The following is a 20614-nucleotide window of genomic DNA, read 5'->3' as shown; positions in this document are numbered from 1 at the left end:
CACCCGCTCACTCCGGGAACAGATCGGACGACAGGTACCGTTCGCCGGTGTCCGGGGCGAGGCACAGCACCCGGGCGCCCTTCGGCAGCGTCTTCGCGACTTCGATTGCAAAGTGGGCGCTGGCAGCGGCGGAGGCGCCGACGAAGATGCCTTCTTTGGCCGCGAGCGCGCGGGCCATCCGCTGGGCGTCCGCGTCATCGATCAGAAGGATTTCATCGAAGATCCCGCGATTCAGGATCGGGGGGATGAAGCCGGGGCCGGTGCCCGGGATTTTGTGGGGTCCGGGTTCCCCGCCGGACAGGACGGGCGAGCCTTTCGGTTCCACGACGTAAATCTTGAGTTCCGGAATCCGCTTTTTCAATTCCTCGCCGGTGCCGGTGACGGTTCCGCCCGTCCCGGCGGTGAGGACGAACGCATCGAGCTTTCCGTCGAAGGCGTCCAGGATCTCAATGGCGGTCGTGCCCCGGTGGGCGTCGGCGTTGGCCGGATTTTCAAACTGCATCGGGATGAAGGAGCCCGGAATGTCCGCGGCCAGCCGTCCGGCTTCGTCGATGGCGCCCTGCATCCGCTGTGCGGCGGGGGTCAGGCGGACTTCCGCGCCGTACGCCCGAAGGATTTTCACCCGCTCCTCGGTCGCATTGTCCGGCATCGTCATGATGCACCGGTAGCCTTTTGCCGCGCATACCATCGCCAGGCCGATGCCCGTGTTCCCGGAGGTCGGCTCGATGACCGTGCTCTCTCCGGGGATGAGTTTTCCTTCCTGTTCCGCCCGCTCGATCATGTTGAGGGCAGCGCGGTCCTTCACGCTGCCGCCCGGGTTGAACGACTCCAGCTTGATGAATACATCGGCGCCGTCCGGATCCGGCAGCCGGTTGAGCTTCACGATCGGCGTATGGCCGATCAAATCCAATATAGAAGAGGCGATTTTCATGGCACTCCCTGCCTTTCCCGCATACATTAAGTTCAATTCCTATTAAACCAGTATAAATAATCAACGACCTGTAGGCAAACAATGTTGACTATTGCAAAATCCGGCTTGACTTCTTCAGAATCCGGGGTATGATTAGCATTAAAACTTAGTATTCTTATAGGGTATGTCAGACAACGATTAAAGGAAGTGCAATCATGTTCCTTTCTATAGAAAATGTAGAAAAAAGCTTCGGGAAGGACGGGCGGCGGGAGCTCGTCCTCCAGGACATCAATCTACGGGTGGAAGAAGGGGAGTTCGTATCGCTTCTCGGCCCGTCCGGATGCGGGAAGTCGACGCTGCTTTCCATCGTCGCCGGTCTCGGCAATCCGGATTCGGGCCGGCTGCAGCTGGGCGGCCGGGACATCCGAAAACCGGGCAAGGAGCGGGGGATGGTCTTCCAGGAAGCCGCCCTGTTCCCGTGGCTGAACGTCGAGGAAAACGTCATGTTCCCGCTGAAGGGCTCCATGTCCCGTGACCGCATGCGAGAAACGGCCCGGCACCACCTCCGGCTCGTGCAGCTGAGCCAGTACGGCGGCCATCATCCGCATGAGCTGTCCGGCGGCATGCAACAGCGCGTGTCGATCGCCCGTGCACTCGCGATGGATCCGGCAGTGCTTCTCATGGATGAGCCGTTCGGGGCGCTCGACGAACAGACGAGGATGCGGCTTCAGGATGTGCTCGAGGGAATCTGGATCGAGACGAAAAAGACGATCCTGTTCGTCACGCACAGCATCCAGGAGGCTGTGCGCCTGTCCGACCGCGTCATCGTCATGGGCACCCACCCGGGCAGGATCCTCCAGGACATCCCGATCCGGCTCGGACGGCCGCGCAATCTTCATGCCGGCGAGATGGCGGAATACGAAGCGCATATTCTGGGCCTGCTCAAGACGGAAAACGACAAAGTGGAAGAAGAGGAGATGCGCCATGCGGCTTCTCACTAAGCGCCTCGTCTTTTACGTCGCCCTGTTCGCGGTCTGGGAACTGGCCATCCGGCTGTTCGGCATCTCGCCCGTCATCATGCCGGCACCGACGGATGTGTTCAGGGCGCTCGGCGAGATGATCGGCGACGGCACGATTGCCCGGGACCTCGGGGCGAGCTTCATGCGGCTCGCCGTCGGGCTCGTCATCGCGCTATTAATCGGTCTTGCGCTCGGCATTCTGCTGGCCAAGTCGAAAACCGCGGATGATACGCTCGGATCGCTCATCCTGGCGCTCCAGAGCATTCCGAGCATCGTCTGGCTGCCGCTCGCCATCATGTGGTTCGGGCTGAACGAGAAGTCCGTCATCTTCATCATCGTCCTCGGCTCCGCCATCGTCATGACGATCAATGTGCGCACGGGCATACAGAACGTTTCACCGATTTACATCAAAGCCGCCCGGACGATGGGTTCTTCGGGTCCGGATCTGTTTTTCCGGGTGCTCTTGCCCGCTTCGGTCCCGTATTTCGTCACCGGCATCCGGCTTGCCTGGGCGTTCGGCTGGCGGGCGCTCATGGCCGGCGAATTGCTGAGCACCGGCCCGGGTCTCGGCTATACACTCAAGTACGCCTCGGATTTCGGACGCATGGACATGGTGCTCGCCATCATGATCGTCATCGGGATCATCGGCGTGACGGTTGACCTGCTGCTGTTCCAGCGGTTTGAACAAAGGGTCCGCGTGAAGTGGGGACTTGAAGCGGCCCACTGATCGGTCCCGGCATTTGAAGCCCGGTATATGAATAGGAGGAATGAACGATGAGAAAATGGTGGTTGGCCGCCGTGCTGCTCGGAATCACAGGGGTGCTCGGAGCTTGCGGAGGCAATGGAAATGCGGATGGCGGGGCGAAAGAGAAGATGGTCATCGGCTACTTCCCGAACATCGACCATGCCCCGGCAATGGTCGCCAGGGAAAACGGCTATTATGAGAAGTCGCTCGGCAAGGATGTCGACATCGAATACATCACCTTCCCGGACGGCGGGACCTTCATGGCGGCACTGAAAGCCGGCGAGATCGACGCGGGCCTCGTCGGTCCGGGCCCTGTCCTCAACAACTTCTCGAACGGGGCGGACGTGAAGATCCTTGCCGGCGCTTCTTCCGGCGGCACGGTCGTCGTCGCCAGCAAAAAGAGCGGCATTGATTCCGTTGAGGAAATGGCCGGCAAGACGTTCATCACGCCGGGAATCGGCTGCACGCACGACGTCCAGTTTGAAACGTATCTTCAGCAGCTCGGGAACGACAAGCTGGCTTCTTCCCGGATCGGCGGAACGCTCAACCATGTGACCGGCAACCCGGCATCGTACCAGGCGATGTTTGAATCCGGCAAGGTCGACCTCGCAGCCGTTCCGGAACCGTGGGGCTCGATCCTCGTCGAGAACGGTGCCAAAGTGATCATCAGCTCGGATGAGATCGCCTACGGGGACACACTCCCGAACACCGTGCTCGTCGCCAACAGCAAGCTCATCAAAGAAAAACCCGAGCTTGCGGCCAAACTGACCGACGCGCACAAGCAATCCGTCGACTTCATCAACGACAACCCCGATAAAGCGCAGAAGATCGCCATCGGGGCCATCAAAGACTTGACCAACCAGGAAATGGACGCCGGCATCGTCGGAAAGGCGATGGACCGCATCACCTATACGACAGACGTCAATGAAGCCGTCCTCAAGGAATTCGGCACGTCTTCCTTCGAGCTGGAATTCCTGAAGGAAAATCCGTCCTTCGACGGGCTCGTCGCCGACGGGGAATAAACAAAAAACGATGCCGCCCTCAACAGGGAAGCATCGTTTTTATTTGCCGAAAAGGCGCATGTTAGAAATGTGCAGCCGGAACCTATGTTAAAAATAATCCGGTGCTCATTCCTCGATCAGCCGTCTGAAATCAATCCGCTTGTTCAGGGCGTGCATCACCGGGATGCCGATCGCCATGACGATGAATTCGCTGATGGCGAGGCTTGGCCAGCCGATCCAGAACGGCAGGCCTATGGCGAGTTTCAGTTCAATTGCAATGATGAACATCGTAAAGGTGAAGATGAGCGTGTTGGCGATCATGCGCTGGATCGATCCTTTGATGAACTTGCACGCGACGATCGTGGCCGTCAGTGAAATGATCGAATGGGCAACCCCAAACGTCAGGTCAAACCAGCCGAGGGTCGACAGCAGCAGATTCGAAATGAACACGCCGAGCACGATGCCGACGATGTACTTCTTATTGAAGACGACGAGATGGTTGAACATCTCGGAAACGCGAAATTGAACGTTCGTGAAGCCGAACGGCGCGATGAGCGCGGTGACGGCGAGATACAGTGCGGCAATGACGGCGTTGATGGCCATCGTCCTGACTTTCATATATGGACCTCTCCCTAGTTTTGATTTCGCGGGATGGTTACGAACCGCGCGGGCAAAAAGCCCGAAAATCAATATTATTACAGGTTACCCCACGGGTCAACAGGGTAAGATGTGGTAGAAAACGGACTTTCTATGTTAAGGTTCAACATTTCTTAACAAATTATCACTTATCACGGTTGTCCCTCCAAGTTCAATCAACTACGATGGGAGGTAGTGAAGGACATCTTAGATGAAAGGAGACAGCCCATTGCTTCCTGTGGAAAGACAGCAACAGATTTTAACATGGCTCGATGAGGAAGGGACCCTGAAGGTGTCCGAGTTGAGCAGGCGGCTCGGCGTATCGGAAATGACCATCTATCGGGACATCCAGCCGCTCGCCGAACAGGGCAAGCTGGACCGGACATCCAAAGGACTTGCCAGGGCCAGCCGGCCGGCTCAATATCCCGGACAGTGCGTGTACTGCGGAAAGGGAACGAACACCCGGTTCGCCGTCCAGCTCATCCGGACGGACAATGGCGTCGAGCATGCGTGCTGCGCGCACTGCGCTCTCCTCCGCTATGGCGACATCCGGGGCGAGGTTGCCCAGGTGATCTGCCGGGACTACCTCACCGACACGACGATGGGCGGGCGGATGGCCTCGTTCCTCATCGGCGCCGATGTCCGGCTGAGCTGCTGCGAGCCCCAAGTGCTTTCGTTTTGCTCAAGGAGCGACGCGGAGCGGTTCCGGTCGGGTTTCGGCGGAACGGTGTACTCGTTCGAAGAGGCGATTCCGGCGATCCGGATTCAAATGGACGGAACCGGCTGCCATGGATAATATGGGACAAATAACACAAATTAATCTTATCAATGGATCGGAGGCAGGGATTTTATGAAAAAGTGGATACTCGCATTGGTGCTGGCATTGATCGCCCCGTCGGCTGCCATGGCGCATTCGAACCTTGAAAGTTCCGACCCCGAGGACGGCTCGACGGTGACGGAGCCGGTTAAAGCCTTGTCGCTGGAATTCAGCGCGGGCATCGAAGGGAAAAGCACGATGACCTTGAACGGACCGGACGGCGAGGTCGACATCCGGGACATCAAGGTGAACAGGAACGTCATGACGGGAACGCTCGCGGAGCCCCTTCCCGACGGTGACTGGACGGTCGCTTACAGCGTCATCAGCGAAGATGGCCATCCGATTGACGGAGAGGTGAAATTCACCACATCCGATCAAGGCGGGAAGACTCCGGATGAAGAAGCCGATGAGACACAGAAGGTGGAGCCGCACAGTGAAGCGGATCCGATGAACAATGAAGACGGAGACAAGGCAGTGGAACAGGCGGAGCAGGAGGGCAACACGGATTCCCTGCAGGAGAACAATGCGGACACCGACACAAAAGCTGAAAAGGGCAGCAACAGCATGCTGACGGTCGGCCTGATCGTCGCGGCGATCGTCCTGCTTGCCATCATCGTCATGGCCTTCCGCAGAAAGAAATGACCGCATTTACCGCTCTTTCGGATTTTCTGCTTTATATCGTGATGGCGCTTGTTGCCGGAAGCGTGGCGCTCCGGTTCGCACCCGGACACAAAGGCCGGGAGGCGGCCCTCCCGCCGGCCGTGTCGTCGCTCCTCTGCATCGCCGTCCCGATTTTAGCAGCTGCGCCCGTCGTCCAGCTGGCCTTCCTCCTTTCACCGGAGGGCCAGCGGATGCGGGCTTTTGTCGATATTGCCAAAGGGTTCCGTGCCGGACACAGCTTCCTGTTCGTAGCGGCAGCGGCCATTCTTCTCCTAATGGCCATCCGCTTTGGGGCAAGCCGGTGGATTCAGGCCGCATTGATGATCGCTGCATTTTCGGCCGTCGCATACGGCAGCCATTCGGCGACAATCCACGAGACTGCCGGGTTCATCGCCCATGCGGTGCACCTGACCCTGCTTTCCGCATGGGCAGGCATCGTGCTGCTCATCGCCTGGCGTCCAGGAACCGTCCCGGACTGGCGAGGGTTCCTCAAGTGGTTCACGCCGCTCGCCGGCTCGTTCATGGCGATCATCATCGGTACGGGCATCTTCCTGATGCTGCTCGTCATGAATGCCGATGAATACGCCGCATCCTGGATTTTGCCGTATGGCCAGATGCTCCTGCTCAAGCACCTCGGGATTGTCCCTTTGCTCGCGGCTGCAGGGATCAATGCCTTCCTCGCCAACAAAGACCATCCGCCGGCAGGCTGGCTCAGACTGGAGAGCCTCATGCTTCTGCTCGTTCTTCTGTTCACTTCATTCATGAGCAAGATGGCACCGCCCCATGATTTGGATAAAACGTTCGCTGCCGAGGGCCAGGCCCCGCTCACGAAGTGGATGACCGGTCCTGTGGATAGTCCGCTTCAGGCACACTTTACACTGCAGGCCGACGGGATTGCCGCACTGTTCATGGCCGTCCTGTTTCTGATCCTGATCCCTTTGGCGGAGCGGCGCTCATTGCCCGGCTGGACAGGCGTCGCCGCGGGAATCGGCTTCATCGCAGCAGCTTATCTGGGACTGATGATGACCATTTCCTTCTGAATCCGGATTTTCCGGTTTCGATTGGGAGCTTTGGGGTAACTTTACAAGTAATGAACGCGCCGTGTAAGCGGGAACCGGTTTCCCGGACGCCCGTGTTTGATTCCGTATTCCCGGCCCCGGTGATTTTCCGGGGTTTTTCTTTTGCCGGCGGGGAAATTCTGAAAAGAATGACGAGAGGAGAAGGCGTATGAGGATGAACGTTACCCAGAAACTGATCAAGTCGCACCTGCTTTCCGGAGAAATGGTATCCGGGCGTGAAATCGGATTGAAAATTGACCAGACCCTCACCCAGGACGCGACGGGGACGATGGTGATGCTGGAGCTTGAGGCGATGGGAATCGAACGTGCCCAGACCGAGGCATCGGCCCAGTATGTGGACCACAACGTGATTCAGGTCGACAACAAAAATGCGGATGACCACTTGTTCCTTCAGAGTGCGACCCGGAGGTTCGGCCTGTATTACAGCCGCCCGGGGAACGGCGTCAGCCACCCGGTCCACATGCAGCGGCTCGCCGTGCCGGGCAAGACCCTTCTCGGCTCGGACAGCCATACTTGTGCGAACGGGTGCATGGGGATGCTGGCCATGGGGGCGGGCGGAATCGATGTCGCCATGGCGATCGCGGGCGAGCCGATCTATATCAAGATGCCGCAAGTATGGGGCGTGAAGCTGACCGGAGAGCTTCCGGAATGGGTGAGCGCAAAGGACGTCATCCTGGAAATGCTCCGCCGGCACGACGTAAAAGGCGGTGTCGGCAAGATCATCGAGTACTATGGTCCGGGACTGGAGAACTTGAGTGCGATGGACCGCCACGTCATTGCCAATATGGGCGCTGAGCTCGGTGCCACGACGACGGTTTTCCCGTCGGACGGGGAAATCCGCCACTTCCTGAAAACTCAGGGCCGGGAAGGGGACTGGGTGGAGCTGCTGGCGGATGAAGGAGCGGAATATGACCTTCATGAGGAGATCAACCTTTCGGAACTTGAGCCGCTGATCGCCCTCCCGTCGAGCCCGGGCAATGTCGTCACGGTCCGTGAAGTGGCGGACGAGCCGATTTACCAGTCGTATATCGGATCCTCGGCCAACCCGGGATACCGCGACTTTGCGGTCGCTTCCAAGATTGTCGAAGGCAATCGGGTGCCCGACAACGTCTCGTTCGACATCAACCCGACTTCCCGGCAGCTCCTGACCGACCTTGTGAAGGAAGGCCACATCGCCAACCTCCTGACCGCGGGCGGCCGGCTCCATCAGGCCGGCTGCAACGGCTGCATCGGCATGGGGCAGGCGCCGGCGACCCATGAGAACAGCCTCCGGACAACCCCGCGGAACTTCCCGGGACGGTCCGGGACGCTGGAAGACAAAGTGTTCCTCTGCAGCCCGGAAACAGCCGCGGCTTCGGCGCTCGCCGGAAAGATCACGGACCCGCGCACGCTCAATATGCCGTACCCGCGCGTCCACGACCCCGAGGAGCCGACGGTCGATGTCAAGCTCCTGGATGAGCCGATCCCGCTCGAGGAGGCCCGGAAAGTCGAATTGCACAAAGGGCCGAACATCGCCTCGATCCCGGATATGGATCCGCTTCACGACCGGCTTGAAGTGCCGGTGCTCCTGAAGATGAAAGACAACATCTCGACGGATGAAATCCTGGCGGGCGGCGCACGGGTGCTGCCTTACCGGAGCAATCTGCCGGAGATCAGTAAGTTCGCATTCGAAATCGTCGACCCGACGTATTATAAACGGGCGATGGAGCAGCGCGGTGCAGGCGGGCACGCCGTCGTGGCAGGGTACAACTACGGGCAGGGGTCGAGCCGGGAGCACGCGGCGCTCGCGCCGAGATACCTCGGGCTCCGCGTGGCGCTGGCAAAGGACTTCGCGCGGATCCACTGGCAGAACCTCGTCAACTTCGGCATTCTTCCGGTGACGTTCATGAATCCGGAGGACTATGACGCCCTGGAACAGGGGGACATCCTCGTCCTCGAGAACCTGAAAGAGAAAATCCGGAACGGCAATGAATTCATGATCTCCGTGAAAAACAGCAACCGCCGGATTCCGGTCCAGCATGCTCTGTCACCTCGTCAGATCGAAATCATGATCGAGGGGGGACTGATCAACTGGGTGAAGAAAAACAACGAAAACGCGGGCAATGCGGACGTCGGGGAAAAGGTTGTCTGCTCCGCATGCCATGGCACGGGCAAGCAGTCCGACGAAGAAGGCTGGCAATATGCCTGCACGGTGTGCAACGGAACGGGCTACGTCACACCGGGTGATACAACCGCCCGGGTCGCCGACGTGGATGCCACGAAACGCATTCTGGACTGACAAAGAACCCCCGCCTGCTTCCTTCAAGGGAAGCGGACGGGGGTTTGCTCTGTTTATTTTCTGGCGGCACGGCTTTCGATCAGTTGTTTTTCATCCTTCAGCGCCTTCAGGAGCGAGACGGTCATGAGGATCATGACGAATGAAAACGGCAGTGCCGCGATGATGATCGTGTTCTGGATCGCCTGGAGTCCGCCGACGTAAAGCAGCAGGATGGCGATCGCCGACTGGGAAATCCCCCAGATCAGCTTGACGTTGTTCGGCGGCGTCAGAGACCCGTGCGTGGACTGCATGCCGAGCACGAATGTCGCTGAGTCTGCCGATGTGATGAAGAAAGAGGCGATGAGCAGGATGGCGATGACCGACAGAATGATGGAAAACGGCAGCGCGTCGAACATATTGAACAGGACGAGCTCCGTGGCCAGTCCGCTCAGATCGGTGCCGGAGTCCTGGACAAAGGCGGCCGTCGTGCCGAATGCCGCAAACCAGAACGAGCCGAACACGGTCGGGATCACGATGACGCCGAGCAGGAATTCCCGGATGGTCCGTCCGCGGGAAACCCGGGCGATGAACATGCCGACGAACGGCGCCCAGGAGATCCACCAAGCCCAATAGAAGATGGTCCAGCCGTCGACGAATCCGCGGTTGTCGCTCTCAAGCGGAGCAGTGCGGAAGCTCATCTGGAGAATGTTCTGCAGGTACATGCCGAACGTCTCGGTGAACAGGTTCAGGATGAGCAGGGTCGGACCGATGACGAGGACGGCGATCAGGAGCACGACCGCCAGCACCATGTTTGTATTCGACAGATATTTGATCCCCCTGCTCAGGCCCGACCAGGCCGACATGATGAACAGGACTGTCACAACTGCGATGATGATCGCCTGAGACATGAATCCGATGTCCAAGCCAAACAGGTGATTCAGCCCTCCGTTAATCTGGACAGCACCGAAACCGAGCGAGGTGGCGACACCGAATGCGGTGGCGAAGACGGCCAGCACGTCGATGAGCACACCGAGCGGGCCGTTCATCCGGTCACCGAAAATCGGCTTCAGTGTTGCAGAGATTAACCCCGGCTCCCCTTTGCGGAATTGGAAGAACGCAAGTGCAAGCGCGGTGATGCCGTACAAGGCCCAAATCGGAGCTCCCCAGTGAAGGTAAGAGTAGGTGAGGCCTTCCTTCAGTGCTGCGCCCGTGCCGGGTTCTGCCGTAGGCGGGTCGATGACGTAATGGGACAGGGGTTCCGAGGCACCGTAGAACACAAGCCCGATCCCCATTCCGGCCGAAAACAGCATTGCGATCCAGGTCGCGGTGGAAAAGTCGGGACGGTCGGTATCCTTGCCGAGCCGGATTTTGCCGTAAGGGCTCAATGCGATGATCAGGGCAAGGACGAGGAAGACGGCAAACAGGAGCAGATAATACCAGCCGAACGTCGTGGAGACGAATGATTTCAGGTTATTCGTGACCGTTTCAAAATGTTTCGGCGAGATGACTCCGAATGCGACGGTGAGTGCAATCAGCGCCACGGTGATATAAAACACATTGGATACCTTTTTCATGATTCCCCCTATATCGAAGAAATGTCTTCGTAGTATACAGTGTTACACCATATCAAAGATTATAATCGTGCGCAAATGGGCTTCCGGAGATTTTTCCGGCCATTGTTCGGGCAGGGAGTCCTTGAAGTGAAGCAGGCTCTGAAGTTTCCCGGTCTGCCTCCCTTAAATTGTGATATAGTCAAGTGAAGAAGTTGAAATTTTCCGGTAGGGGTGTCGAGGAATGAATGTATTGCCGTTCATCATGGTGCTGCTTGGCGCCATTCTTTGGGGAACGACCGGAACCGCGCAGACGTATTTGCCGGAAAGCGTCCATCCGATGACGGTCGGAACGTTCCGCCTGGCGGGCGGAGGCCTGATCCTCCTGATTGCCGCCCTGTCGATGCGGCAGGTGAGCTTCCGCGACTGGGCCTGGGGGCCGACAATCGTCGCGGCGGTGGCGATGGCGGCATTCCAGCCGTTTTTCTTCGGCTCGGTCCGTCTCACGGGCGTCGCGCTCGGGACGGTGACGGGAATCGGCAGTGCCCCGGTGTTCGCGGGCCTGCTCGACTGGGTCCTCCTGAAGCGGCGTCCGTCGAAAAAGTGGGTCGCGGCGACGGTGCTGGCGATCACCGGATGCGCACTGCTGCTCCTGACGGGGGATGACGTGTCGGTCAATCCGGCGGGCATCGCGCTCGCCCTCGGAGCCGGCCTCACATTCGCGATTTATTCGATGACGAGCAAGACGGTGCTCGAGTTTTCCGAGCCGTCTGCCGCCGTCGGGGTGATTTTCACGATCAGCTCCATCCTGCTGGCCCCGGTGCTATTCATCTTTCCGCTGGAAGGAGTGGCGACCCGCGAAGGGGCGTCGGTCATCCTGTATATCGCGGTCGCCGCCACGGCCGTCGCGTATTTCCTTTATTCCTCCGGTCTGAAGGCGCTCCCGGCTTCGACAGCCGTCACGCTTGCGCTCGCAGAACCCCTGACGGCCGCCGTGCTCGGTGTGCTCATCGTCGGGGAGCGGCTCGGATTTTTCGCCTGGACGGGCGTCGGGCTCATCCTCGCCGGACTGATCGTCCTGGCTGTCGGGGGAAAGGTCAAGTCGAAAGAGGAAAAGCAGATCGAGCGGCTGAGGAACGGAATCGAACGGACAAAAGAACTGGACCGGGACATCAGACCATGAGAAAACGGACGGCCCGAAACCTGCGGCCGTCCGTTTTTTTGACTGGGCTTGTCCAAGTTCCGATTTCCGCATCAACCGCTGTCCGGATCGTCCGCTCTCCGCCATTTTTCGTGGCTCAGACCGTTCTTCTTCTCATCGGATCCGCCGCTCCGGTTCCGCTTTTTTGCGGCGTCATTCTGGCCGATCACGCCGAGGTCGTCGAGGCTGAGGTCATATCCGTAGCCGTACTCCTCGCGGTCCTTCGTGCTTCCGGGTTTGTTCTGCTTATTGTTCTTTTGGTTCAACTCCATCACCTCTCCTTTAGTATGCTCCGTTCTCCCAATTCCTTTCTTAAGAATTTCTTCACTTTTTCTCTGCTTTTTTCTTCATTTCCGGACGGTACAATAAAACTAGCGAAAGGGGCGGTATGCGATGGAACGGCTGACGGTTCTGGTCGTCGACGATGACCGGGAGATCCGCGAAGGGATCGAGATTTATTTAAGAAACGAAGGCTACCGGGTGCTGAAGGCATCGGACGGGCGGGAAGCGCTCGATCTGCTGGAGCAAGAGGAGGTCCATCTGATCGTCCTCGACATCATGATGCCGAACATGGACGGGATCCAGGCGACGTTCCGCATCCGTGACTCCCGCAACATTCCGATCATCATGCTGAGCGCGAAGTCCGAAGAGACGGATAAAATCCACGGCCTGTCGGTCGGAGCCGACGACTATGTGACGAAGCCGTTCCACCCGTTGGAGCTGATGGCACGAGTGAAGTCCCAGCTCCGCCGCTACGTGACGCTTGGTACGATCGGAGGAGGCGAAGGCAGCAGCATCGTCCGGGTCGGCGGCCTCGAACTCGATCCCGACTCGAAAAGCCTGACCGTCGACGGAGAGCCGGTGAAGCTGACGCCGATCGAATACCGGATCACCGAACTGCTCATGCAAAATGCCGGACGTGTATTCTCGATCAATGAAATCTATGAACGGGTGTGGAAGGAAGAAGCCTACAACGCCGACAACATCGTCGCCGTCCACATCCGGAAAATCCGCGAGAAAATCGAGGCGGACCCCAAAAGCCCAAGGTACTTGAAGGTGGTGTGGGGCATTGGCTACAAAATCGAAAAGTGACCGTCTGTGGATGATCCTGTCCATTGTGGCAATAGCGGCCGCCGCGGCGAGCCTGCTCTACTGCTCGGGGTTCATCGCCGATTTCCTTGACCGCCGGGGGGCGGGAGAGGCGATCGCGCAGCTCCGGCAAATGATGAAAGGAAGTGCCCTCTGATGAAAAAGGGGAAATGGACACAGGTGATCTGGGTGCTGCTGGCCGCATTCAGCCTGTTCTCCCTCGCGATGCTCATTGACGCGGGGCCGAGGATCATCGGTAAAAGCTATGAAAACACAGAGGAATTCAAATCAGACACACGGTTCTTCATGGATAACATCGGCCCGTATGTACTGAACCCGTTGGATCCCGAAAAAGCGAAGAAGGAAATCCGGGTCTCGCCGGACGAAATCGAAGCGCATCGTTATGAGTATGGTGATCTGGACGAACAGATCGAATCGATCCGGATGCAGTACGAAGACAGGATCGCCAAGACGGAGGACAAAGACGAGAAGGCCGCTCTGGCAGAAGAACGCGAACGCAAGATGGACGACATCCGCAAGAACTTCTCCGATGACGAGCATGTCGCGAAAAAAATCCAGGTTGAAAAGTCCAAGGCGATCGACCAGTACATGTACCGGCTGGCGGACAACAAGATTTCCTTCAATGAGACGACCCGTGCATTCGCCTACGAACTGACCGACACGGCGACCGGGGAGACATTCAAAAGAGGGAACATACAGGAGAGCACTGCCTATCAATGGGACTTCAATGAAGAGAACGGTTATCTGGAGGCGGCCAGCATTGCGCCGGACGTGGATTACAGCGAAGAAGTCCGGCAGATGGTCCCCAATGAAACGAAGACATACGAAGGCATTGTCATGCTTCCGGCTTCGGCAATGAAGGCCGGCGCTACGGGCAGAACGGACGGTTACTCGGATTTGGCGTCCGGCTATTTCACCTTCAAGGCCGAACAGACCGTCTACACCCTCCTCTGGATCGCCGGGCTCATCGGCTTCGTCCTGATGCTGACGGTTTTCAAGTTCAGGCCGGATGCGTGGGCCTGGCCGGCGCTTTCGGCCCGGGTGGATCGACTTCCGGTTGACGTTGCGGTCGTCATCGCCGGAGTCACGGCGTTTGTCGGGGTTGGCTGCCTGGATGTGGTGAAGTACCGCTTTGTCACAACGGTCGGCCAGCCGGGGAACTATTACTGGCTGCCCGAGACACTGTTTTTGATCGGCTTGTATGTGCTGGCCCTTGCAGGCGTGGTCTATATGGCCGTATATCTGTATCGGCGGTTCAAAGAGCCCGGCAGGTTCATCCGTGACCTGGACGGCGCCTATGTCCGCAAAGTGGCGGAAGATGCACAGAAATTCTTCCTCAACCGGAAGATCGGCACGCAGATGCTCTTCCTGCTCTCGGTCATTTTCCTGGCGGGTGTCGGGTTCGGCGGGGTTCTGGTCATGCCGCATCTGATCGCAGTCTGGCTTCCGCTGTTCATTTTTGTCGCCCTTCCGGTGCTGCTGTTCATGATCCGCCGGACCGGCTACTTGAACCGGATCATCGACTCGGCGAGCCGGCTGGCGTCCGGACAGTATGCCGAAGAAGTGCCGGTAAGGGGGCGCTCCCCGTTTGCCCGGCACGCCGCAGACCTGAATAAGCTGCGCGAAGGCGTCGAACTGTCGATGTCCGAACAGGCAAGGAGCGAGCGGCTGAAGACGGAGCTCATCACGAATGTGAGCCATGACCTCCGGACACCGCTCACCTCGATCATCACCTATACGGATCTTCTCAAAAACCCTGAACTGTCACAGGAGGAGCGGGCCGAGTATGTCGGCGTGCTCGACCGGAAGTCGCAGCGGCTCAAAACACTCATCGACGATCTGTTCGACGTCTCGAAAATGGCGACGGGCAACGTGGAGCTGGTCCGGCGCCGCCTGGACCTCGTCGAGCTCGTTCGCCAGGCGATCGCCGAGCACAATGAAGAGATCCAGGCGTCCGGTCTTGAATTCCGGACGAACCTTGCAGAAGGGCCGCTGACCGCGTCTGTGGACGGGCAGAAATGGTGGCGCGTGATCGACAACCTGCTCATGAACACGCTGAAATACTCGATGCCGGGCACCCGTGTCTATATCTCGCTCGATGCGGTTCCCGGACCGACACCGGTCTCGCCGCCGGACATCCGCTTCAGCATCAAGAACGTTTCCCGCTATGAACTCGGCGACAATGCCGATGAACTGTTTGAACGCTTCAAACGGGGCGATGCCTCCCGTCACACCGACGGTTCCGGCCTCGGCCTCGCCATCGCCCAGTCGATCGTCGACCTGCACGGCGGCCAGATGGCCATCGACCTCGACGGCGACCTGTTCAAAGTGACCGTGACCGTGCCGGGTTTGTGAAACAGCGAGAAGAAAAGGAACTCCCGCCCTTGAGGGGCGGGAGTTCCTTTTTGATTTGGGATGTTGAGTGGATCATTTCAGCAGCGCCGGCAGCTGTTCGGGCAGTTCCCATAGATAAATGAGGCCCATAAAGACAACCCACACGAGCAGCGGAATGAGCAGGGCGGTCAGCATCTCGTACCAACGATGAGTCTTCCTCCAGCTCCGGATGAGCCGGTCCGCCATAAATCCGAGCAGGCCGGCTGCCGCCCCGTACCAGAAAAGGGGAAGGCCGAACACCAGATGAAGCGCACCGGACAGCCAGGGTTCTGCGGTCCTCTTGCCGATCCGTACCGCAAGCTTGCCGGCGATATGGTCGGCGGCGAGCGAAGCCGGTACTCCGTAGATCAGGATGACGGGGAAGCTGTACATGAGATAAATGGGGATGCTTGATGTCATATGCCACAGATAGTCGGCCGCGGATCGGATTGTTTCATCGAACATATTGGGGACGAACAGTCCCAGGAGGACTGCGAAGACCGTTCCGGCGAGCGAGGCGGCGATGATTTTCCGTCTGAATTCCATTTCCCAGGCGGTCATTCCGCCGCCTCGACCGTCAGTCCGTCCCGTTCACTGAACTTCGCATTGACCCACGTCACGTTTTCCGGGATTTTTTCCATTTTTGTCGTCCGGACATCTTTGCCCGACTTGTCTTTGCTGTAGGCAATGGCGAATGCGGTCGTGCCGCTCCATTCGGCGGGCGTCATATCGAACAGGATGATTTCCCCCTTCTTGAACGGGCTGCCGTCGGCATTCATGACGGACATGCAGGGAACCCGTTCGCCTTCCTTATACTGGATGAGTTGGACATTCCGGATGTCTGGGTCTGATGTGAATTCAACCGAGAGACCGGATCCATGTTCTTCCGCTGTCTGTCCATTTGCCCCGCAGCCCGCCAGAAGCAGCAGTCCGGCCAGCAGGAGCATCCCCCATTTTTTCATCGTTTTCCCCTCCATGGTTTTATTGATAAATCAGGATGGCCCCGATGATCAGCACCGCCAGATCGGCCGACATGTGGATGATCCACGAAGGCAGGATCGTCCCGTTCCGTCCGTTCGCCAGCTGGAAGATTACGCCGCCCGCTGCAAGCCCGGCGACCGCGGCCGCCAAAATCGGCAGGCTGAACCATGGCAGGAAGATGGCGATGTGGTAAACCGCAAACAGTATCGGGGGGACGGCCAGCCCGAGGCGCGGATGTTCCTTGAATTGTGCCGGCAGGACCCCGCGGAAGAAGAACTCTTCCAGGAGGGAGTTGCCGAACAGGATATACATGGCGACGAACGGATAAATCACCCCGGTCACGCCGGCCCGCCCGGCGAGGTCCGAAACGAGTGCCTCTGTGTCAATGAACGGCCGGAGGAGAAAGAACGCCCCGAACACGGCGGCCATGACGCCTACTCCGATGGCCAGTGACATCCGGATCCTCTTCGGATCGGTATCCCGGAACTTCATGAACAGCCGGACTTCCCGCCGGAAGATGAGGAGCGGCAGGATGAGGAACAGAATGAATTTCGCGAGCGTTTTCCAGATGTATGATACGCCGAGCCACTGCTCTACCCACAGCAGCACCGCAATGCCGGCTATGGCCAAGATCAATCCGCGCCTCATGCCGCCACCCCCTTTCCCGATAAGACGAAAAGTCCGGGCGGGGGTTGCCGCGGAAATTCGTGCATGTGCAGGGCGGTCCGGTTACCCGGCCGCTTGCCCGGGTATCTTTAAAGTGAAACAGATTCCGGGAAAGAAGGATTGCCATGTTCAAAAAGCGCTGGCTGGATATTCCGGTCGGATACCGGCGGCTGATTTTTCTGCTGGCCGCCATCCTCATCCTGATAAGCACCGCGGTGATCGGGTTCATGTTTTTGGAAGACCTGAGCTTTTTTGATTCGCTCTGGATGACAATCATTTCCGTCATGACGATCGGCTACGGAGATATGTATCCCGTGACGGAAGACGGGAGGCGGTTCGCCCTTTTCCTTGTGCCGCTCGGTGCGGGGATCGTGACGTATGGTCTTGGAACGGCGGCTTCTTATCTGATTGAAAAACAGCTTTCGCAGAAAGTGTGGGAAAAGCAAATGGACAATGAAATCGAAAAGCTCCAGGACCATATCATCATCTGCGGGTTCGGCCGGGTCGGCAAGCATGTCTATCACCAGCTCCGCGACCAGGAGAAAGAGGTGAAGATCCTGTGTGTCCATGATGATGAAGAGGAACTGCTCCAATTCGTCGACAAGGGGACCCTCCGGCTGATCGGTGACCCGACCGACCATGAGGTTCTGGAGAAAGCCAGGATCAATAAAGCGAAAGGGCTGATCGCGGCCGTCGACAACGATGCCGACAATGTGTTCATTACCCTGACCGCAAAAGGCATCAACGAAGACCTGAAGGTCGCCGCGCGTGTCGAGAAGGAAGGGTCGGAAGAAGTGCTGCTCCGCGCCGGTGCCTCGCGGGTCATCAACCCGTCGAGCCTCGGCGGGCGGGAACTCGCGATGTCGGTGCTGAAGCCGGCCGGGACCGACTATATCAACAATCTCATGCGGGCGGACAAGAAGGACTTTGTCGTGGGCGAATCCACGCTTGAATCGGGCTCCCCGCTGCTCGGGAAGTCCCTTGAAGACTCCCATCTCCGCCGGGATTACGGATTCACCCTGCTCGCGATCATGCGGGGGGAAGAAGTGATCAGCAATCCGGATCTCGACGTGTGCTTTGAAGAGGGAGACACGCTGCTCGTCGTCGGCGATGACGACTGCATCCGTGACCTGAACGAACGCGTCGGCGGCAGGACGCCGGAAATGGAGGAGCAGAAGATCAATCAGAATCCGGAATGGGGAAGCTGATTCCCCCGGAGCAGGCATGCAGGCCGGCAGATTGAAAACAGGATCGCCAAACGGCCCTAAAATGTTTATCGCTCTCCAGTAGCAGGAATAGTCAGAGCAAGGTAGATTACTATACTGCGAAAATGGGAGGGTGTCGGACATGATCGATGAATGGAATTACAACCGGTATCTCGATTGGATACCGGAGTTGCTTTTGGGACTCGTCGTCCTGATTGTCGGTTACATCATTGCAAAGATTTTGGAAAGCGTCGTCGATAAGGGCCTCCGCAAGGGACGCCTCGATGAACGCGTCAACATGACGAAGGACAAAACAAAGTGGACGCCGACCCGGATCATTTCGAAGGTCGTCTTCTGGGGCATTCTGCTTCTCGCCTTCATGATCTTCTTCAACATGGTGAACATGGGGCCGGTCGCCCAGCCGTTCGCCGAGATCTTCGCCGGATTCTCCGGACTCGTGAAGGGCGTCATCAAGGCCGGGCTCATCCTGCTCGTCGCCTGGATCATCGCAACACTCGCGAAGAAGGGCATCCAGATGCTCGGCGGCAAGGTGAACTTCAACAGGATGCTTTCCCGGACCGGTCAGGAACCGGCGGATGTGAACAAAGCGAAATGGGTGGACACGGCGGCGAATGTCGTCTTCTACCTCATCCTGCTCCTGTTCATCCCGGCGATGCTGGATGCACTCAACCTGCACGGCATCAGCGGACCGTTCGAAGGCATGCTGCAGGCATTCCTCGCATTCATTCCGAACCTCGTCGGGGCGGTGCTCATCTTCGCGGTCGGGTACCTTGTCGCGAAGATCGTCCGTGACATCCTGACGAAGTTCCTCGAAGCGGCAGGGCTGAACAGACTTGCCCAGCGCATGCACATCTCGGACTACGTAAAAGGGACAAGCCTGGCGAAGGCCATCGGGACGATCGTCTTCATCCTGATCATGATCCCGGTCACCATTTCCGCACTCGAGACGCTGAACATCCGCGGCATCTCGGAGCCGGCGATCGCGATGCTCAATGACATTCTTGCGATGATTCCGAACATTGCGGTTGCCGTCCTGCTCATCCTGGCCGGCGTGTTCCTGGCCAAATGGCTCAAAGGAGTCGTCGTATCGCTCCTGGACAACCTCGGTCTGAATTCGCTTGCCGGCAAGATGGGCATGAAGGACTCCGGCTCGTCGTCACTGTCGATCTCGAACATTATCGGAACGATCGTCCAGATCATCGTCATCCTCATGTTCGTGGCGGAAGCCCTCCAGATCGTGAACCTTGCGTTCATGACCGGCCTCGCGACAGCGATCTTCGCTTATCTGCCGATGGTCATCGCCGCAGTCGTCATCCTTGCAGTCGGCTTCTGGCTTGCGAATCTCGCGGAGCGCTTCGTCGGCAGCATCCTGAAGAATGCTTCGGGTGAGCCGCATGTCCTGCGATTCGTCGCAAAATATGCGATCCTCGCATTTGCATTCTTCATGGCGATCAGCCAGCTCGGCATCGCCCCGATGATCATCAACACCGCGTTCCTGCTCATCCTCGGCGGTCTGGCGCTTGCATTCGGCCTGGCCTTCGGACTCGGCGGACGTGAACACGCATCCCGCTACCTGTCCAAGATGGAGACGGACCTCCAGCAGACGGAAGTGTCTAAAACGGACTGGAAACAGGAAAAGCAGCAGATGAAGCAGGAATCGGAATCTGCCAAGCAACAGGCCAAGCAAGGCATGGAACAGTCAAAGTACGAAGCACGCAGAACGAGGGAAGATATCGGGCAAGAGGCGAAGCGTAGCGCTGAACGCGGAAGGGACAATGCCACGGGTATGGCCGGCGGCAACCCGGCAGATACTGGTATCACGGGCGGCACGGAGACGGGCCGGTATGATTCCGGCATTGGCGATGCCAACTTCACCCGTCCGCTCGACCAAGGGGAAGGAGAAGACAACCATGACCGATAAACGAGACGGTTATTCAAATAAGCACGAAGACTATCCGAATAAACGCGACTACGATCCGCAGCGCGGAGACCGCAACGAAGGGGAACTCCCGCTTGCAGATCCTTCCGACTCCGACCACTCGCACACATTTCGGGAGTACTCGAACGACCGGACCGGAAAAGGCGATAAGTCTGCTTTCGGAGAAACGGAAAAAAAGATACTCGAAGAGGAAGATGAACAGGCCCAAGGGCCGGAGAAATCATCCGACAAGGGCTACAACGCCCACTCTCCGAGCGAAGAGTTTCCGGGGAAACCCGAATAAGACGAAAAGCCGCAGTCCCTCGAAAGGGGCTGCGGTTTTTTCTTATAGATGTGAGGGATTTGCAGAAAGAACCCTATTCACCGGGCCACGCGCAGTTTCGTTGCAAAATGCCGCCCGGGTCCGCCACAATGAAGGGGAACCGATCAGACAGGAGGAGATTT

21 protein-coding genes are annotated in these 20614 nt (G+C 58.2%); 14 read left to right on the top strand and 7 right to left on the bottom strand.

Annotated elements, in window-relative coordinates:
• Positions 1–7: 7 nt before the first annotated feature.
• Positions 8–931 (bottom strand): cysteine synthase A, encoded by a 924-nt coding sequence (cysK, locus tag B0B07_RS05685; RefSeq protein WP_076757351.1) that lies wholly within the window; start codon positions 929–931, stop codon positions 8–10.
• 194 nt (positions 932–1125) lie between these two features.
• Here cysK and B0B07_RS05680 point away from each other — a divergent pair, with 194 nt between their 5' ends.
• From B0B07_RS05680 to B0B07_RS05670, 3 genes are read left to right on the top strand one after another with little or no spacing between them, the layout of a single operon-like run.
• Positions 1126–1911, top strand: coding sequence for an ABC transporter ATP-binding protein (locus tag B0B07_RS05680; protein WP_076757350.1), 786 nt, complete (start codon positions 1126–1128; stop codon positions 1909–1911).
• Positions 1895–2656: an ABC transporter permease gene (locus B0B07_RS05675; RefSeq protein ID WP_076757349.1), complete on the top strand. Its 762-nt coding sequence runs from the start codon at positions 1895–1897 to the stop codon at positions 2654–2656. Before B0B07_RS05680 ends, B0B07_RS05675 begins: the two co-directional genes overlap by 17 nt.
• A gap of 47 nt (positions 2657–2703) precedes the next feature.
• Entirely contained in the window at positions 2704–3696 is a 993-nt protein-coding gene (locus tag B0B07_RS05670; RefSeq protein WP_076757348.1) for an ABC transporter substrate-binding protein, read from the top strand.
• 105 nt (positions 3697–3801) lie between these two features.
• On the opposite strand, the gene B0B07_RS05665 is transcribed toward B0B07_RS05670, so the two are convergent.
• Positions 3802–4293 (bottom strand): QueT transporter family protein, encoded by a 492-nt coding sequence (locus B0B07_RS05665; protein WP_076757347.1) that lies wholly within the window; start codon positions 4291–4293, stop codon positions 3802–3804.
• 256 nt (positions 4294–4549) lie between these two features.
• Here B0B07_RS05665 and B0B07_RS05660 point away from each other — a divergent pair, with 256 nt between their 5' ends.
• From B0B07_RS05660 to B0B07_RS05645, 4 genes are all read left to right on the top strand, one after another.
• Positions 4550–5107: a DeoR family transcriptional regulator gene (locus B0B07_RS05660; protein ID WP_234982273.1), complete on the top strand. Its 558-nt coding sequence runs from the start codon at positions 4550–4552 to the stop codon at positions 5105–5107.
• 54 nt (positions 5108–5161) lie between these two features.
• Positions 5162–5770 carry a copper resistance CopC family protein gene (locus B0B07_RS05655; protein ID WP_076757346.1) on the top strand — a complete coding sequence of 203 codons (609 nt, stop codon included), beginning with the start codon at positions 5162–5164 and terminating at the stop codon, positions 5768–5770.
• Positions 5767–6828 (top strand): CopD family protein, encoded by a 1062-nt coding sequence (locus B0B07_RS05650; RefSeq protein WP_076757345.1) that lies wholly within the window; start codon positions 5767–5769, stop codon positions 6826–6828. Before B0B07_RS05655 ends, B0B07_RS05650 begins: the two co-directional genes overlap by 4 nt.
• A 187-nt stretch (positions 6829–7015) precedes the next feature.
• A complete protein-coding gene (locus B0B07_RS05645; RefSeq protein ID WP_234982250.1) occupies positions 7016–9145 on the top strand; it encodes an aconitate hydratase in 2130 nt (709 codons plus the stop codon).
• Between the two features lie 53 nt (positions 9146–9198).
• On the opposite strand, the gene B0B07_RS05640 is transcribed toward B0B07_RS05645, so the two are convergent.
• The gene (locus B0B07_RS05640) at positions 9199–10698 is read right to left on the bottom strand and encodes a glycine betaine uptake BCCT transporter (RefSeq protein ID WP_076757344.1); all 1500 of its coding nucleotides are present in this window, start codon (positions 10696–10698) and stop codon (positions 9199–9201) included.
• A 220-nt stretch (positions 10699–10918) separates the two neighbouring features.
• Between B0B07_RS05640 and B0B07_RS05635 the strand changes: the two genes are divergently transcribed.
• Positions 10919–11857, top strand: a complete 939-nt coding sequence (locus tag B0B07_RS05635; RefSeq protein WP_076757343.1) for an EamA family transporter — start codon at positions 10919–10921, stop codon at positions 11855–11857.
• 71 nt (positions 11858–11928) lie between these two features.
• Here the strand turns inward: B0B07_RS05635 and B0B07_RS05630 are convergent, their stop codons facing one another.
• Positions 11929–12147, bottom strand: a complete 219-nt coding sequence (locus B0B07_RS05630; protein WP_076757342.1) for a hypothetical protein — start codon at positions 12145–12147, stop codon at positions 11929–11931.
• 121 nt (positions 12148–12268) lie between these two features.
• Between B0B07_RS05630 and B0B07_RS05625 the strand changes: the two genes are divergently transcribed.
• From B0B07_RS05625 to B0B07_RS05620, 3 genes are read left to right on the top strand one after another with little or no spacing between them, the layout of a single operon-like run.
• Positions 12269–12967, top strand: a complete 699-nt coding sequence (locus B0B07_RS05625; protein ID WP_076757341.1) for a response regulator transcription factor — start codon at positions 12269–12271, stop codon at positions 12965–12967.
• Entirely contained in the window at positions 12945–13121 is a 177-nt protein-coding gene (locus B0B07_RS15225) for a hypothetical protein (protein ID WP_159438423.1), read from the top strand. Before B0B07_RS05625 ends, B0B07_RS15225 begins: the two co-directional genes overlap by 23 nt.
• Entirely contained in the window at positions 13121–15340 is a 2220-nt protein-coding gene (locus B0B07_RS05620; protein WP_076757340.1) for a sensor histidine kinase, read from the top strand. The genes B0B07_RS15225 and B0B07_RS05620 overlap by 1 nt, the downstream gene beginning before the upstream one ends.
• A gap of 72 nt (positions 15341–15412) precedes the next feature.
• Here the strand turns inward: B0B07_RS05620 and B0B07_RS05615 are convergent, their stop codons facing one another.
• The 3 genes from B0B07_RS05615 to B0B07_RS05605 are packed head-to-tail and all read right to left on the bottom strand — an operon-like array spanning position 15413 to position 16987.
• Positions 15413–15919 carry a hypothetical protein gene (locus tag B0B07_RS05615; RefSeq protein ID WP_084186561.1) on the bottom strand — a complete coding sequence of 169 codons (507 nt, stop codon included), beginning with the start codon at positions 15917–15919 and terminating at the stop codon, positions 15413–15415.
• Positions 15916–16320: a hypothetical protein gene (locus B0B07_RS05610; protein ID WP_076757339.1), complete on the bottom strand. Its 405-nt coding sequence runs from the start codon at positions 16318–16320 to the stop codon at positions 15916–15918. The genes B0B07_RS05615 and B0B07_RS05610 overlap by 4 nt, the downstream gene beginning before the upstream one ends.
• Before the next feature lie 19 nt (positions 16321–16339).
• Entirely contained in the window at positions 16340–16987 is a 648-nt protein-coding gene (locus B0B07_RS05605; RefSeq protein ID WP_076757338.1) for a CPBP family glutamic-type intramembrane protease, read from the bottom strand.
• A gap of 143 nt (positions 16988–17130) precedes the next feature.
• Between B0B07_RS05605 and B0B07_RS05600 the strand changes: the two genes are divergently transcribed.
• The 3 genes from B0B07_RS05600 to B0B07_RS05590 all read left to right on the top strand — a co-directional run bounded on the left by B0B07_RS05600 (position 17131) and on the right by B0B07_RS05590 (position 20453).
• Positions 17131–18213, top strand: coding sequence for a potassium channel family protein (locus B0B07_RS05600; RefSeq protein WP_076757337.1), 1083 nt, complete (start codon positions 17131–17133; stop codon positions 18211–18213).
• Positions 18214–18352: 139 nt separating this feature from the next.
• Positions 18353–20152 (top strand): mechanosensitive ion channel, encoded by a 1800-nt coding sequence (locus B0B07_RS05595; RefSeq protein ID WP_076757336.1) that lies wholly within the window; start codon positions 18353–18355, stop codon positions 20150–20152.
• On the top strand, positions 20142–20453 hold the full coding sequence (locus tag B0B07_RS05590) for a hypothetical protein (RefSeq protein ID WP_076757335.1): 312 nt from the start codon (positions 20142–20144) through the stop codon (positions 20451–20453). The genes B0B07_RS05595 and B0B07_RS05590 overlap by 11 nt, the downstream gene beginning before the upstream one ends.
• Positions 20454–20614: the final 161 nt, after the last annotated feature.

The sequence above is a fragment of the Edaphobacillus lindanitolerans genome, from assembly GCF_900156305.1.
In the GTDB taxonomy this organism is placed as follows: Bacteria; Bacillota; Bacilli; order Bacillales_A; family Planococcaceae; genus Bhargavaea; species Bhargavaea lindanitolerans.
This window is presented reverse-complemented; position numbering and strand designations above follow the sequence as displayed.

Bases quoted from the DNA above. Each gene is read 5' to 3' on its own strand.
- cysK (WP_076757351.1), bottom strand. From the start codon at position 931: ATGAAAATCGCCTCTTCTATATTGGATTTGATCGGCCATACGCCGATC.
- B0B07_RS05680 (WP_076757350.1), top strand. From the start codon at position 1,126: ATGTTCCTTTCTATAGAAAATGTAGAAAAAAGCTTCGGGAAGGACGGG.
- B0B07_RS05675 (WP_076757349.1), top strand. From the start codon at position 1,895: ATGCGGCTTCTCACTAAGCGCCTCGTCTTTTACGTCGCCCTGTTCGCG.
- B0B07_RS05670 (WP_076757348.1), top strand. From the start codon at position 2,704: ATGAGAAAATGGTGGTTGGCCGCCGTGCTGCTCGGAATCACAGGGGTG.
- B0B07_RS05665 (WP_076757347.1), bottom strand. From the start codon at position 4,293: ATGAAAGTCAGGACGATGGCCATCAACGCCGTCATTGCCGCACTGTAT.
- B0B07_RS05655 (WP_076757346.1), top strand. From the start codon at position 5,162: ATGAAAAAGTGGATACTCGCATTGGTGCTGGCATTGATCGCCCCGTCG.
- B0B07_RS05650 (WP_076757345.1), top strand. From the start codon at position 5,767: ATGACCGCATTTACCGCTCTTTCGGATTTTCTGCTTTATATCGTGATG.
- B0B07_RS05645 (WP_234982250.1), top strand. From the start codon at position 7,016: ATGAGGATGAACGTTACCCAGAAACTGATCAAGTCGCACCTGCTTTCC.
- B0B07_RS05640 (WP_076757344.1), bottom strand. From the start codon at position 10,698: ATGAAAAAGGTATCCAATGTGTTTTATATCACCGTGGCGCTGATTGCA.
- B0B07_RS05635 (WP_076757343.1), top strand. From the start codon at position 10,919: ATGAATGTATTGCCGTTCATCATGGTGCTGCTTGGCGCCATTCTTTGG.
- B0B07_RS05630 (WP_076757342.1), bottom strand. From the start codon at position 12,147: ATGGAGTTGAACCAAAAGAACAATAAGCAGAACAAACCCGGAAGCACG.
- B0B07_RS05625 (WP_076757341.1), top strand. From the start codon at position 12,269: ATGGAACGGCTGACGGTTCTGGTCGTCGACGATGACCGGGAGATCCGC.
- B0B07_RS05620 (WP_076757340.1), top strand. From the start codon at position 13,121: ATGAAAAAGGGGAAATGGACACAGGTGATCTGGGTGCTGCTGGCCGCA.
- B0B07_RS05615 (WP_084186561.1), bottom strand. From the start codon at position 15,919: ATGACCGCCTGGGAAATGGAATTCAGACGGAAAATCATCGCCGCCTCG.
- B0B07_RS05610 (WP_076757339.1), bottom strand. From the start codon at position 16,320: ATGAAAAAATGGGGGATGCTCCTGCTGGCCGGACTGCTGCTTCTGGCG.
- B0B07_RS05605 (WP_076757338.1), bottom strand. From the start codon at position 16,987: ATGAGGCGCGGATTGATCTTGGCCATAGCCGGCATTGCGGTGCTGCTG.
- B0B07_RS05600 (WP_076757337.1), top strand. From the start codon at position 17,131: ATGTTCAAAAAGCGCTGGCTGGATATTCCGGTCGGATACCGGCGGCTG.
- B0B07_RS05595 (WP_076757336.1), top strand. From the start codon at position 18,353: ATGATCGATGAATGGAATTACAACCGGTATCTCGATTGGATACCGGAG.
- B0B07_RS05590 (WP_076757335.1), top strand. From the start codon at position 20,142: ATGACCGATAAACGAGACGGTTATTCAAATAAGCACGAAGACTATCCG.